The organism is Pseudomonas sp. GXM4, from assembly GCF_008923895.1.
GTDB classification, from domain to species: Bacteria; Pseudomonadota; Gammaproteobacteria; order Pseudomonadales; family Pseudomonadaceae; genus Aquipseudomonas; species Aquipseudomonas atacamensis.
Genome location: NZ_WBRZ01000005.1, coordinates 31,329 through 45,597 on the forward strand (window position 1 = coordinate 31,329; position 14,269 = coordinate 45,597).

Annotated in this window: 14 protein-coding genes; all 14 read left to right on the top strand. The window is 59.1% G+C overall.

All coding sequences use genetic code 11. The annotated features are described in order from the left end of the window. Positions 1-168: 168 nt before the first annotated feature. The 14 genes from F8N49_RS01875 to fliG all read left to right on the top strand — a co-directional run bounded on the left by F8N49_RS01875 (position 169) and on the right by fliG (position 14,267). Positions 169-1,095 carry a ketoacyl-ACP synthase III gene (locus F8N49_RS01875; protein ID WP_016771093.1) on the top strand — a complete coding sequence of 309 codons (927 nt, stop codon included), beginning with the start codon at positions 169-171 and terminating at the stop codon, positions 1,093-1,095. 87 nt (positions 1,096-1,182) lie between these two features. Continuing rightward, positions 1,183-2,472: a motility associated factor glycosyltransferase family protein gene (locus F8N49_RS01880; protein WP_151550684.1), complete on the top strand. Its 1,290-nt coding sequence runs from the start codon at positions 1,183-1,185 to the stop codon at positions 2,470-2,472. Then, positions 2,469-2,735, top strand: coding sequence for a hypothetical protein (locus F8N49_RS01885; RefSeq protein ID WP_071171431.1), 267 nt, complete (start codon positions 2,469-2,471; stop codon positions 2,733-2,735). The genes F8N49_RS01880 and F8N49_RS01885 overlap by 4 nt, the downstream gene beginning before the upstream one ends. Positions 2,736-2,977: 242 nt before the next feature. Beyond that, positions 2,978-3,829, top strand: coding sequence for a flagellin domain-containing protein (locus F8N49_RS01890; RefSeq protein ID WP_071171432.1), 852 nt, complete (start codon positions 2,978-2,980; stop codon positions 3,827-3,829). 72 nt (positions 3,830-3,901) lie between these two features. Beyond that, positions 3,902-4,258: a flagellar protein FlaG gene (locus F8N49_RS01895; protein WP_071171433.1), complete on the top strand. Its 357-nt coding sequence runs from the start codon at positions 3,902-3,904 to the stop codon at positions 4,256-4,258. 82 nt (positions 4,259-4,340) lie between these two features. Further along, positions 4,341-5,801, top strand: a complete 1,461-nt coding sequence (fliD, locus tag F8N49_RS01900; RefSeq protein ID WP_071171434.1) for a flagellar filament capping protein FliD — start codon at positions 4,341-4,343, stop codon at positions 5,799-5,801. A 129-nt stretch (positions 5,802-5,930) separates the two neighbouring features. Further along, positions 5,931-6,329, top strand: a complete 399-nt coding sequence (fliS, locus tag F8N49_RS01905) for a flagellar export chaperone FliS (RefSeq protein WP_071171435.1) — start codon at positions 5,931-5,933, stop codon at positions 6,327-6,329. 11 nt (positions 6,330-6,340) lie between these two features. Further along, positions 6,341-6,637 (top strand): flagellar protein FliT, encoded by a 297-nt coding sequence (locus F8N49_RS01910; protein WP_071171436.1) that lies wholly within the window; start codon positions 6,341-6,343, stop codon positions 6,635-6,637. A 172-nt stretch (positions 6,638-6,809) separates the two neighbouring features. Next, the gene (locus F8N49_RS01915) at positions 6,810-8,285 is read left to right on the top strand and encodes a sigma-54 dependent transcriptional regulator (protein ID WP_016771084.1); all 1,476 of its coding nucleotides are present in this window, start codon (positions 6,810-6,812) and stop codon (positions 8,283-8,285) included. 110 nt (positions 8,286-8,395) lie between these two features. Next, on the top strand, positions 8,396-9,607 hold the full coding sequence (locus tag F8N49_RS01920) for a PAS domain-containing sensor histidine kinase (RefSeq protein ID WP_122505929.1): 1,212 nt from the start codon (positions 8,396-8,398) through the stop codon (positions 9,605-9,607). Positions 9,608-9,612: 5 nt separating this feature from the next. Continuing rightward, a complete protein-coding gene (locus F8N49_RS01925) occupies positions 9,613-10,995 on the top strand; it encodes a sigma-54 dependent transcriptional regulator (protein ID WP_151550685.1) in 1,383 nt (460 codons plus the stop codon). Positions 10,996-11,123: 128 nt separating this feature from the next. Then, positions 11,124-11,453, top strand: a complete 330-nt coding sequence (gene fliE, locus F8N49_RS01930; protein ID WP_016771081.1) for a flagellar hook-basal body complex protein FliE — start codon at positions 11,124-11,126, stop codon at positions 11,451-11,453. A 14-nt stretch (positions 11,454-11,467) separates the two neighbouring features. After that, positions 11,468-13,255, top strand: a complete 1,788-nt coding sequence (gene fliF / locus F8N49_RS01935; protein ID WP_071171439.1) for a flagellar basal-body MS-ring/collar protein FliF — start codon at positions 11,468-11,470, stop codon at positions 13,253-13,255. Beyond that, the gene (fliG, locus tag F8N49_RS01940) at positions 13,248-14,267 is read left to right on the top strand and encodes a flagellar motor switch protein FliG (RefSeq protein WP_016771079.1); all 1,020 of its coding nucleotides are present in this window, start codon (positions 13,248-13,250) and stop codon (positions 14,265-14,267) included. The genes fliF and fliG overlap by 8 nt, the downstream gene beginning before the upstream one ends. Positions 14,268-14,269 lie beyond the last annotated feature (2 nt).

Below are 14,269 nucleotides of genomic sequence, written 5' to 3' on the forward strand. Positions count from 1 at the left end.
ACTGTATTGTATTGACCGGGGAGATGGCGCCTGGCCCGTTTTGCGGTTCCAGTGATAGCCCTTTGCGCTTCCCGTGGCTGCCCGTCGTGGCGGCCGTTTTCTGTTTGTCGGCGCCCCTCGAATCCTTGCGAGCGGTGGTTTTGGGCTGTTTTTTATTGGGAAGCCGTAATGATTGGCATAAAAAGCATTGCGAGCTACGTTCCTGTAGCCGGCGTGGACAATTACGCACAAGGTGCAAAATTCGAAAAGGATGAAGAGTTCATCCTTGGCAAGATCGGTTCGGCGTTCCTGCCGCGCAAAGACGCTGAGCAGGAAACTTCCGATCTGTGCGTGGAAGCGGCCAATGCGCTGTTTGCCAGCAATCCTGAACTGAAGCGTGAATCGATCGACGCGTTGATTGTCGTCACCCAGAACGGTGATGAAGAAGGCCTGCCGCACACAGCAGCAATCGTCCAGGACAAGCTCGGCCTGCCGACCAATGTCGCAGCGTTCGATATCTCCTTGGGCTGCTCCGGTTATGTATATGGTATCTACGCGATCAAGGGCTTCATGGAAGCCGCCGGCCTGAAGAACGGCCTCCTGATTACCGCTGACCCGTATTCGAAAATCGTCGACCCTGAAGACCGCAACACCACCATGCTGTTCGGCGATGCCGCCACCGCTACCTGGATGGGCGAAAACCCGACCTGGGCGCTGGGCAAGGCCAAGTTCGGCACTGACGGTTCCGGCGCACCGCACCTGAAAGTCAGCAACGGCGTGTTCTTCATGAATGGTCGTCAGGTCTTCAACTTCGCTCTGCTGAAAGTCCCGGCGCACTTGCACGAGTTGCTCGACGATTCCAATCTCAAGGCCGATGACATCGACGCATTCTGCATTCACCAGGGCAGCGCGGCGATTGTCGACGCCGTGGCGCGACGCTTCGAAGGCGAACCGGAGAAGTTCATCAAGGACATGGTCGAGACGGGCAACACCGTGTCGTCGAGCATTCCGCTGCTGCTGGAAAAACACGTCCTCGACTCTGACTGGCAGCGCGTTGCGCTGAGCGGTTTTGGTGTCGGTCTGTCGTGGGGCTCGGCGATCATCTATCGTCCGTAAGCTGCAGCAAAAACCACTGATACAAAAATAGCGTTCAAGGTTAACCTTGAACGCTATTTTTTTGCCCGAGAAGGAGCGCGAGGCGCCATGAGCGAGTTTTTCCAAGTCAATGCCGAGGTGTTGCAACGGCGCTGGCCGGCGCTGTTCGAGCGACTGATGGCTGAAGACAGCGCGTGCGTGCAGGCCGAACTCGTGCAAGGACTGGGCTCGACGCTGAGCGTTGACGGCATTCAGCTGACCAGTCGCCATGATCGTCTGCACGAGGCGCAGGTTCAGGCGGCAAGCCTGCCGGAAAAACCGCAACTCCATGTCTATGGCACCGGCCTGGGCGACTTGCCCGGCGTGCTTCTTGAACGTACGGGGCTGGAGCGTCTGTACGTGCATATCCTCAACGGCGCGCTGTTCGCGCTGGTACTGCAACTGCTCGATCAGCGCCAGTGGCTGCAGGATCCCCGGGTCGAACTGTTTTACGCGGGTGATCATTCGGACTTCTTCACGCCATTCTTTGCCTTGCCCGCCGAGATGTTATTGGCCGATGACTTCAACGCGAAGATCCGCGACCGGCTGATCAATGAAGTGCACCTGACATTCAACAATCGCGATTTCGATCCGCAGTCGCCAGAAATCCAGCAACGCTTGCAGGAATGTCTGCCGGTGCTGCTTGGCGATGACGATGTCGCGCAGCTGTTCGGCAGTTGCGCTGGACGTGAAATCTACGTGATCGCCACCGGCCCGACGCTGGAGCAGCATTTCGAGCGGCTGGCGGCGATTCGTCAGCGTGCCGAGCGGCCGTTGTTCATCTGTGTTGATACCGCTTATCGACCGTTGCGCGAACACGGCATCGTGCCTGATCTGGTGGTGAGCATCGATCAGCGCATCGGGTTTCGGCATCTGCCCTTCGAGACGTCTGACAGCATTACGCTGGTGTACCTGCCGATGAGCGACCCGCAGGTATTGAAGGCATGGAAGGGCAAGCGCTATGGCGGCTATTCGGCCAGCCCGATCTATGCCGAGCTGAAAGAACAGTATCCACGCGGCGAGCTGCACGTCGGCGGCAGCGTGATCCATCCGGCGGTGGATCTCGCGGTAAAAATGGGCGCGAGTCGAATCACTCTGTTTGGCGCCGACTTCGCCTTCCCGATGAACAAGACCCACGCCGGTTGGGACGACGGCGATCTGGGCCCGCCGCTGGCCCAGGCGCGGCACTGGGTGCGCGATGGCCACGGTCAGCGCGTCAGCACTCAGCTGAATTTTCGCGGTTATCTGTGTGTGCTCGAGCGTTATATCGCCGCGCATCCAAAGGTCGAATTTCTCAACAGCAGCCGCGCCGGTGCATTGATTGCCGGGACCGCTTTCAATCCGGAGTTCGTGCAATGAGGGCGCTGAGTCAGTGTCAGGATCAGTGTCGTCAGTGTGCGGCGTTGTTTCGCCTTGGGCGTGACGTTGAGGCGGCGCTGACGATGGTCGATGTATTCGAACAGGCTCAACTATGCCTGGCGTCTGTCGCGGAGAAGGTGCAGCTGGAATGGGCGCAGGTGCTCATGCAAATGCTCGATTCCCAGGAGCGCCAGGACTGGTTGGGCCTGGCTGACTATATGGAATACGAACTGGTCGAATTGCTGGAAAGTGCCAGGCGCTGAACCGCTGCGCAGCGCTGGCCCGCGGCTTTGCGTTACAGGCGGTTTTATGACGTCATTTTTTCGCGCTGGATGTGCTGCTAAGTCTTTGTTTTCTCGGGGGTGGCGTGGTGATGGCAAAATTTTTTCAAAAAGCCCTCAAGCAACCTGCAAACCCGACGATAACTATTACGAAGGTTCTCTAGGCCATACCCGGCGGTTGCCAGGGCCGGAAGCCGCAGTACCCAACCAACGAGGAATTCGTCATGGCTTTAACAGTAAACACCAACACCACATCGTTGAACGTTCAGAAAAACCTGAACCGCGCTTCCGACGCTCTGTCCACCTCGATGCAGCGCCTGTCTTCCGGCCTGAAAATCAACAGCGCCAAAGACGACGCCGCTGGCCTGCAGATCTCCACTCGCATGCAATCGCAAATCCGTGGTGGCAACCAGGCTATCCAGAACGCCAACGACGGTATCTCCGTTGCCCAGACCGCTGAAGGCGCTCTGCAAGCTACCACCGACATTCTGCAGCGTATGCGTGAGCTGGCTGTTAAAGCACGTACCGGCACCAACGGCACTGCTGACCAGAAAGCAACCAACCTTGAATTCGCCGACATGTCCGACGAAATCAGCCGTATCGCAGCTTCCACCAACCTGAACGGCAAAAACCTGCTGGACGGTTCGGCTGGTACTGTGACTCTGCAAGTTGGCGCAAACACCGGTACTGCCAACCACATCGACCTGGTACTGAGCTCCAAGTTCGACGCCGTCAGCCTGTCCGTAGACAAAGCTACCCTGGCTCTGACCGGTACTGACGCTGCTACTGCTGGCACCAACATTGACGCTGCTATCACTGCAATCGACGCTGCTATCGCTGCGATCGGTGATACCCGTGCCAGCCTGGGTGCTTCGCAGAACCGTCTGACCAGCACCATCTCCAACCTGCAGAACATCGTTGAGAACACCACCGCTGCACAGGGTCGTGTACAAGACACCGACTTCGCCGCTGAAACTGCTAACCTGACCAAGCAGCAAACTCTGCAGCAAGCTTCCACTTCGGTTCTGGCTCAAGCCAACCAACTGCCTTCCGCTGTACTGAAGCTGCTTCAGTAATTCGGAATGAGTTTGAGCGGGGGAGTGCGCTGGTCGTGCTCTCTCGCTTTTTTACGTTAGGAGGTGATGAGCATGGACATGAGCGTCAAGCTTAACCTGTCTTATCCGGCTCCCAAGCCAGTCACGTCGGTTGCTGAAAAACCGTCGGAAACGCCCGAGGTGGCCAAGGCTCAAGCGCCGGTCGCTGCCAAGAGTCGGGATTCGGACGACACCAAGTTGAAATTGGCAGTGCAGGAGATCGAGAAGTTCGTTCAATCGATCAAGCGCAATCTGGAATTCTCTATCGACGAGCATTCCGGCAAAGTCATCGTCAAGGTGATTGCAAGCGAGACGGGTGAGATCGTGCGACAGATTCCCTCCGCAGAAGCCCTCAAGCTGGCAGACAGCCTCGCCAATGCAAGCCACGTGCTGTTCGACGCCAAAGTCTGATAGCTGGCATGAATAGTGTTTGTTCGTTCTCAGGACGCCTGTAGCGGTCAAAAGAATGGCAACAATCTGAAGGGAGATGCACATGGCAAGTCCAATTCTACCGGGTTCCGGACTGGGTTCCGGCCTGGACATCGGTGCGATCGTCACTGCCTTGGTCAATGCCGACAAGGCGCCGAAGCAGACGCAGATCGACACTGCGACCAAAGCCAATACGCTGAAGATTTCCGGTGTAGGGTCGCTGAAAAGCGCGCTGACCGCTTTCCAGACAGCGATGAGCAATCTTGGCAACAAAACCAACCCGGCGTTCGCCGGTTTCACCGCTTCAGCGAACAACACGACGCTGACCGCAACTTCCGATAGCACCGCGGTTTCGGGCAGTTACAGCGTCGTTGTCGGTCAGCTGGCTACGGGTTCGAAAGTCGCCAGCGCATCCTTCGCCGGCGGTGCCGCCAGTGCCATTCCGAGTGGTACCCTGAAAATCAGTCAGAATGGCACTGATTACAACGTCGATATTCCGGCGAACTCCACCTTGCAGACCACGCGCGACGCGATCAACAAGGCACAGGGCGCCAACGGTATCTCCGCCAACATCGTGACCGACAGCACTGGCGCTTCGCGCCTGGTCATCAGCTCGAGCAAGACTGGTGAAGGCTCCGACCTCACCGTCAGCGGCATTGCCGGTCTGGAAATCGATGGCACCAAGCCGATGGGTGCAAGTCCGGCAGCAGGGGCGTCGGGTGCGGTCAACGGTGTCGCACAAAACGCTCAGCTGACCATTGACGGTTTGCAGGTCAGCAGCAAGAGCAACACGGTGACCGGTGCTATCAGTGGCTTGACGCTGAACTTGACGACAGTCAGCCCTGTATCGGGCAGTGTTGCCACTCCGACTATTGTCGGCGTGGACGCTAACACCAAGGGCCTGCAAACATCGATTCAAGCGTTTGTCGATGCATTCAACACGCTGAAAAACACCATTGATACGCTGTCCAAGGCGACGCCGGACGCAGATGGCAAGCTGACAGTGCAGGCGGCGTTCACGGGCGACGCCATGCCGCGCGCGCTGCTTGCCAATGTTCGAGCGGAATTGACTGCGCCAGGCGCCGGTGGTCCTTTGGCGGTGCTGTCGCAATTGGGTGTCATGACCGACCGCAACACCGGTAACCTGACGTTTGACACCAATGCGTTCAACAAAACGATGGCCCAGCCAGGCATGACCGGTCAGGTTCAACAGTTGTTTACCGGCACTGACGACACCAATGGTCTGTTGGCGCGCATGAGCAAGGCGGTGGATCCGTACCTCAAGCCACCGGCGGATGACAAGCTGGGTACCGGCTTGCTCGACCAGCGTATGGCCATTCTGAACAAGAACACGCGCAACCTGACCAATCAGCAATTGGCTTTGGACTTGCGTGTCGCCAACTTGACGAAGACGTTGACCGCCAAGTACAACGCCATGGATTTGCTGGTCGGCCAGATGAAAGCAACAGCCAGCAACATCACGTCGTTCTTCAGCACGCTGAACGCTCAGCAATCTGCGAAGTAACGAGCAGGGACGACAAAAACCCGGCTACGCTTTATCGGCGTGTGCCGGGTTTTTGTCTTTTGATCTAAAGTTCTGCGATTCGTTGGCGATACACTGCTTATACGAGTCATTGTGGCAATGAGGTAGAACATGAATCCAATGTTAGCCCTTCGGCAGTACCAGAAAGTCGGCGCTCACGCACAGACTTCCGAAGCAAGCCCGCATCGTCTGGTGCAAATGCTGATGGAAGGTGGTCTGGAGCGTATCGCTCAGGCCAAAGGCGCCATCGAGCGCAAGGACATCCCGGCCAAATGCACGGCGATCAGCAAGGCTGTGGGCATCATTGGCGGCTTGTGTGAGGGTCTGGATCTGGAAAACAGCGCCGATTCAGTAGGCGAGCTCAATCAGCTGTACATCTACATGATGAAGCGGCTGGCTGAAGCCAACGTCAAGAGCGATCCGAAGATTCTTGATGAGGTAGCCGGCCTGCTGACAACGGTCAAAGAAGGCTGGGACGCTATCGCGCCTGTGCCGGCTCCGCAGTTCTGAAGGAGATCACCATGAGTCTTGTATTGCAGCGAATAACCGATACCCGTGAAGCGTTGGTCGGTGCCTTGGCCGAGCGAAACTGGGAAGCCATCGGCGAGCTGGATCTGGCTTGCCGTTCCTGCATGGAAGACGTCATGGCGGAAGCTTCGATGGATGAAGTTGCGCTACGCGACAACCTTGAGGAGCTGCTTCATGTCTACAAAGAGCTTCTTGAGGTAGCCATGGGAGAGCGGCAGGCGATAGCCAACGAGATGTCGCAGATCACCCAAGCGCAAAAGGCTGCAAAGGTTTACCATCTGTTTGGTTGATTAACCGTCAGTTGAACCAGAGATGTGCGCCATAAATTTGACTGTGCACGGTTTTTTGACTTAACTAGTGGCTATTATCAGGTTTAGGGCGTCTACAGGCACATGGTGTCCTGCAAGCGTCTCGCTTGCCTTATTTTTCGGGCATTGAGTTGACTAGGGAAGTTGCTATTGCATGTGGCGTGAAACCAAAATTCTGCTGATCGATGACGATAGCGTCCGCCGCCGCGACCTGGCGGTGATTCTGAATTTTCTTGGCGAAGAAAATTTACCCTGCGGCAGCCATGACTGGCAGCAGGCTGTCGGCTCTTTGTCGTCTAGTCGTGAAGTCATTTGCGTACTGATCGGGACCGTCAATGCTCCTGGCGCGCTTTTGGGCTTGCTAAAGACACTCGCAACCTGGGATGAGTTCCTTCCGGTTTTGTTAATGGGCGATAATTCTTCCGTTGACCTGCCTGAAGACCAGCGTCGCCGCGTCCTGTCGACCCTGGAAATGCCGCCCAGCTACAGCAAATTGCTCGATTCGCTGCACCGCGCCCAGGTCTATCGCGAGATGTACGATCAGGCTCGCGAACGCGGCCGTCATCGCGAACCCAATCTATTCCGCAGCCTCGTCGGCACCAGCCGTGCGATTCAGCACGTCCGGCAGATGATGCAGCAAGTGGCCGACACCGACGCCAGCGTGCTGATCCTCGGCGAGTCCGGCACCGGCAAGGAAGTGGTCGCGCGCAACCTGCACTATCACTCCAAGCGCCGCGACGCGCCATTCGTGCCGGTCAACTGCGGGGCGATCCCTGCAGAGCTGCTGGAAAGCGAACTGTTCGGCCACGAGAAGGGCGCTTTCACTGGCGCGATCACCAGCCGTGCCGGGCGCTTTGAACTGGCCAACGGCGGCACGCTGTTCCTCGACGAAATCGGCGATATGCCGCTGCCGATGCAGGTCAAGCTGCTGCGCGTGTTGCAAGAGCGCACCTTTGAGCGCGTGGGCAGCAACAAGACCCAGAGCGTCGACGTGCGCATCATTGCCGCAACGCACAAGAATCTCGAAAGCATGATCGAAATCGGCTCGTTCCGCGAAGACCTCTACTATCGCCTGAACGTGTTCCCGATCGAGATGGCGCCGCTGCGTGAGCGCGTCGAAGACATCCCGCTGCTGATGAACGAACTGATCTCGCGCATGGAGCACGAGAAGCGCGGTTCGATCCGTTTCAACTCGGCGGCGATCATGTCGCTGTGCCGTCACGGCTGGCCGGGCAACGTCCGCGAGCTGGCCAACCTGGTCGAGCGCATGGCGATCATGCACCCGTACGGGGTGATCGGCGTGGTCGAGTTGCCGAAGAAATTCCGCTACGTCGACGACGAAGACGAGCAGATGGTCGACAGCCTGCGCAGCGATCTGGAAGAGCGCGTGGCGATCAACGGCCATACGCCGGATTTCAGCGCCAGTGCACTGCTGCCGCCGGAAGGCCTCGATCTCAAGGACTACCTCGGTGGTCTGGAGCAGGGCCTGATTCAGCAAGCGCTGGACGATGCCAATGGCATCGTGGCACGGGCCGCTGAACGTCTGCGCATCCGTCGCACCACCCTGGTCGAAAAGATGCGCAAGTACGGCATGAGCCGGGCTGGAGGAGACGAACAGGCGGATGATTGACGCCTGTTTTTCAAGCGCTTCATTTATAAGCTGTTTTTTTTAGGCACGGGTATTGCTACAGCCCTCGCAACGTTCCGTTTCACTGACGGTCAGCCAAGCGAGAGAGCCCAATGCCCCAAGCCGCCCAGATCTCTTCTGCCTCCAATATCGTGGGGCAACCCTCGTCCGTAGAGCAGGCAAGTCGTCAGGGGCTTGAGCAGGCCTTCCAGCTGTTCAACCAGATGTCGAGCCAGCTGACCGATTCCTACAGCCTGCTCGAAGCGCGGGTCACCGAACTCAAGGGTGAGCTGGCCGTGGTCAGCGCCCAACGCATGCAGGAACTGGCGGAAAAAGAACGCTTGGCCAATCGCCTGCAAAACCTTCTCGACCTGTTGCCCGGCGGCGTCATCGTCATCGACGGTCACGGCTTGGTACGCGAAGCCAATCCGGCCGCCATCGATCTGCTCGGCTCGCCACTCGAAGGCGAACTCTGGCGCCATGTGATCGCACGCTGCTTCGCTCCCCGTGAAGACGACGGTCACGAAATCTCCTTGAAAAACGGTCGACGTCTGTCGATTTCCACTCGCTCGCTGGATGCCGAGCCGGGGCAGTTGGTGCTGCTCAACGACTTGACCGAAACCCGGCATCTTCAGGATCAACTGGCACGGCATGAGCGTTTGTCGTCGCTGGGGCGCATGGTTGCGTCTCTGGCCCACCAGATTCGCACTCCGCTGTCCGCCGCTTTGCTCTACGCCAGTCATTTGACTGAACAGCAATTGCCGGTGGAAACCCAGCAACGCTTTGCCGGCCGCCTGAAAGAGCGTCTGCACGAACTCGAACATCAAGTGCGCGACATGCTGGTGTTCGCTCGCGGTGAATTGCCGCTGACCGACCGCATTTCGCCCAATGCCTTGATGCAATCGCTGCAGGCAGCGGCGTTGACCCATGTGCACGATTTGCCAATTCGCTGGCAGTGCGACAGCCATGCCGGTGAGCTGCTGTGCAACCGCGACACACTGGTCGGGGCATTACTGAATCTGATTGAAAACGCCATTCAGGCCAGCGCCGGCGAAGCGCGTCTGAAGGTGCATTGCTACACCAGAGGCAACACCCTGCGTCTGTGTGTCAGCGACAGCGGCAGCGGCATTGAGCCGACAGTTTTGGCGCGCCTCGGCGAGCCTTTTTTTACTACCAAAGTCACCGGCACCGGCCTCGGCCTGACCGTGGTCAAAGCGGTGGCCCGTGCGCATCAGGGAGAATTGACCCTGCGCTCGCGAGTCGGGCGCGGCACCTGCGCGCAGGTCAGCCTGCCACTGTTTTCCGCTGCACAGGGAGTTGAATAAACGTCATGGGCATTAAGGTGTTGCTGGTCGAGGATGACCGTTCGTTGCGCGAAGCGCTGGCCGATACGCTGCTGCTCGCCGGCCACGACTATCACGCCGTCGGCAGCGCCGAAGAAGCACTGACGGCGGTCGCGCAGCAAGCCTTCAGCCTGGTGGTCAGCGACGTCAACATGCCGGGTATGGACGGCCACCAGTTGCTCGCGTTGCTGCGCGCAGGCCAACCGCAATTGCCGGTGCTATTGATGACCGCCCACGGCGCCGTCGAGCGTGCGGTCGATGCGATGCGCCAAGGCGCGGCGGATTATCTGGTCAAGCCGTTTGAGCCCAAGGCATTGCTCGATCTGGTGGCGCGGCATGCGCTGGGCTGCATTGATGCTGGCGAAGCGGAAGGCCCCGTCGCCGTTGAACCGGCCAGCGCGCAGTTGCTTGAGTTGGCGGCGCGGGTTGCGCGCAGTGATTCGACTGTCCTCATCTCCGGCGAGTCCGGCACCGGTAAAGAAGTGCTGGCGCGCTACATTCACCAGCAATCGCGACGGGCGAGCCAGCCGTTTATTGCGATCAACTGCGCGGCGATTCCCGACAACATGCTCGAAGCAACACTGTTCGGCCATGAGAAGGGCTCGTTCACCGGCGCCATCGCCTCGCAGGCCGGCAAGTTCGAGCAGGCGGACGGCGGCACCATTCTGCTCGATGAAATTTCCGAAATGCCCCTCGGCCTGCAAGCAAAGCTATTGCGCGTGCTGCAAGAACGGGAAGTGGAACGAGTGGGCGCGCGCAAGCCGATCAGTCTGGATATTCGCGTGGTCGCCACGACCAACCGCGATCTGGCCGGTGAAGTGGCGGCGGGGCGTTTTCGCGAAGACCTGTTTTACCGCTTGTCGGTTTTCCCTCTGGCTTGGCGTCCACTTCGCGAACGCACTGCCGATATCCTGCCGCTGGCGGAAAAGTTGCTGGCCAAACACGTCAATAAAATGAAGCACGCAGCAGCGAAGCTGTCCCCCGAAGCTCAAGCATGTCTGACCGCGTACCCGTGGCCGGGCAATGTACGTGAACTGGACAACGCCATTCAGCGCGCGCTGATCCTGCAGCAGGGCGGCTTGATTCAGCCGCAGGATTTTTGCCTGAGCGGTGCGGTGACATTTGCGCCGCTTCCGATCGCGGCACCGGTGATTCGCGAGGTGGAAATCGAGGCGGACTCCTCCGGCGCCCTGGGCGATGACCTGCGCCGCCGGGAGTTTCAGATGATCATCGACACCCTGCGCGCCGAGCGTGGCCGCCGCAAGGAAGCTGCCGAAAAGCTCGGCATCAGCCCGCGAACTCTGCGCTACAAGCTCGCGCAAATGCGCGACGCCGGGATGGACGTCGAAGGCTATCTGTTCGCCACCTGATCGATGCTGCAAAACATTCCAGATGCTTTTCTCAGAAGGGTGCCCACTAGCTGGCACCCTTGTTGCTAATACCTGTGTACCCGCCGAGTGAGTGTCAAAAAATTGCGGGCCGCCCAAGAGAGTAGACCATGAGCCAAGGTATTGAATTTAATCGGTTGATGATGGACATGCAGGCCATGAAAGTGGATGCCATGTCTGCGCGTAAATCGACTGCCGCTGTCCCTGAAATCGCGGGCAGCAGCTTTTCCGACATGCTCGGTCAGGCGATCAATAAAGTCAGCGATACCCAGCAGGCGTCGACTCAACTGGCCAACGCGTTCGAGATCGGCAAGAGCGGTGTCGACCTGACCGACGTCATGATTGCGTCGCAAAAAGCCAGCGTGTCGTTCCAGGCTCTGACCCAGGTGCGCAACAAGCTGGTCCAGGCTTACCAAGACATCATGCAGATGCCGGTTTAAGGGCGAAATAAGTCATGGCAGAAGCAGTCGCTGATAACGTTCCGGCCAAGGCCACCCCGATCGACGGCAAACCGCCGCTGTTCGGCCTGTCCTTTCTGGAAAACCTTTCCCAGATGACCGTGCTGCGTCAGGTCGGCCTGTTGGTCGGTCTGGCTGCGAGCGTGGCGATTGGCTTTGCCGTGGTGCTGTGGTCGCAGCAGCCGGATTACCGTCCACTGTACGGCAGCCTTGCCGGCATGGACGCCAAGCAGGTCATGGAAACCCTGGCCGCCGCTGACATCCCTTACAACGTAGAACCCAATTCCGGCGCCTTGCTGGTCAAGGCCGACGACCTGTCCCGTGCGCGGATGAAACTCGCTGCTGCTGGTGTCACTCCCAGCGACGGCAACATCGGTTTCGAAATCCTTGACAAGGAACAGGGTCTGGGCACCAGCCAGTTCATGGAAGCGACCCGTTATCGTCGCGGCCTCGAAGGCGAACTGGCGCGGACCATCTCCAGCCTGAACAACGTCAAGGGTGCCCGCGTGCACCTGGCCATTCCGAAGAGTTCGGTGTTCGTCCGTGACGAGCGCAAGCCAAGCGCTTCGGTACTGGTCGAGCTGTACAGCGGGCGTTCGCTGGAGCCGGGTCAGGTGGTGGCGATCATCAACCTGGTGGCGACTTCCGTGCCCGAGTTGAGCAAATCGCAGATCACCGTCGTCGATCAGAAGGGCAACCTGCTCTCTGATCAGGCGGAGAACTCGGAAATGACCATGGCCGGCAAGCAGTTCGATTACAGCCGCCGCATGGAAAGCATGCTTACCCAGCGCGTGCACAACATTCTGCAACCGGTACTGGGCAACGATCGCTACAAGGCTGAAGTTTCGGCCGACGTCGATTTCAGTGCCGTCGAATCGACTGCCGAGCAATTCAACCCGGACCAACCGGCGTTGCGCAGCGAGCAGTCGGTCAACGAACAACGCACCGCCAGCAATGGTCCGCAAGGTGTGCCGGGTGCCCTGAGCAACCAGCCACCGGCGCCTGCCTCGGCGCCGCAGACCACCGGTGGCACCGCCGCACCGGCCGGGATGATCCAGCCGGGTCAGCCACTGGTTGACGCCAACGGTCAGCAGATCATGGACCCGGCCACTGGCCAGCCAATGCTCGCGCCGTACCCGGCGGACAAGCGTCAACAATCCACCAAGAACTTCGAGCTCGACCGTTCGATCAGCCACACCAAGCAGCAGCAGGGCCGTCTCAATCGCCTGTCGGTGTCGGTGGTGGTCGACGATCAGGTCAAGATCAACCCGGCCAACGGCGAAACCAGCCGTGCGCCGTGGAGCGCCGACGAATTGGCGCGCTTCACTCGTCTGGTGCAGGACGCCGTCGGTTTCGACGCCAGCCGTGGCGACAGCGTCAGCGTGATCAACATGCCGTTCTCCGCCGAGCGTGGCGAAGTGATTGCCGATATTCCGTTCTACTCCCAGCCATGGTTCTGGGACATCGTCAAACAAGTGCTGGGTGTGCTGTTCATCCTCGTACTGGTGTTTGGTGTGCTGCGTCCGGTGCTCAACAACATCACCGGCGGTGGCAAAGGCAAGGAGCTGGCCGGTCTGGGCAGCGACGTGGAACTCGGTGGCATGGGCGGCCTGGACGGCGAACTGGCCAACGACCGCGTGAGCCTCGGTGGTCCGCAGAGCATTCTGTTGCCGAGCCCGAGCGAGGGTTATGACGCGCAGCTGAATGCAATCAAGAGTCTGGTAGCTGAAGACCCGGGTCGCGTGGCTCAGGTCGTGAAAGAGTGGATTAACGCAGATGAGTGATAACCGAGCCGCCACCGTCAAACTGACCAAGGTCGACAAAGCCGCGATTCTGCTGCTGTCCCTAGGTTCGACCGATGCTGCGCAAGTGCTGCGCCACATGGGCCCCAAAGAGGTTCAGCGCGTCGGCGTGGCCATGGCGCAGATGGGCAACGTCCATCGCGAACAGGTCGAGCAGGTGATGAGCGAGTTCGTCGACATCGTCGGCGATCAGACCAGCCTCGGCGTCGGTTCCGACGACTACGTGCGCAAGATGCTCACCCAGGCCCTGGGCGAAGACAAGGCCAACGGCCTGATCGACCGCATCCTGCTCGGTGGCAACACCAGCGGCCTCGACAGCCTGAAATGGATGGAGCCGCGCGCAGTCGCTGACGTCATCCGTTACGAACACCCGCAGATCCAGGCGATCGTGGTCGCGTACCTCGACCCGGATCAGGCCGGTGAGGTGCTCGGCAACTTCGACCACAAAGTGCGTCTGGACATCATCCTGCGCGTTTCGTCGTTGAACACCGTGCAACCAGCAGCCTTGAAAGAACTCAACCAGATTCTCGAGAAACAGTTCTCCGGCAACTCGAACGCCTCGCGCACCACCCTGGGTGGCATCAAGCGTGCGGCCGACATCATGAACTTCCTCGACAGCTCGATCGAAGGCCAGCTCATGGACTCGATCCGCGAAGTCGACGAAGACCTGTCCGGTCAGATCGAAGACCTCATGTTCGTGTTCAACAACCTTGCCGACGTCGACGACCGTGGCATTCAGGCGCTGTTGCGCGAAGTCTCTTCCGATGTGCTGGTGCTGGCCCTCAAGGGCTCGGACGAGGGCGTCAAGGAAAAGATCTTCAAGAACATGTCCAAGCGTGCCGCCGAACTGTTGCGCGACGACCTCGAGGCGAAAGGCCCGGTGCGCGTCAGCGACGTCGAAACCGCGCAGAAGGAAATCCTCACCATTGCCCGTCGTATGGCCGAAGCCGGCGAGATCGTGCTGGGTGGCAAGGGCGGCGAGGAAATGATCTAAGC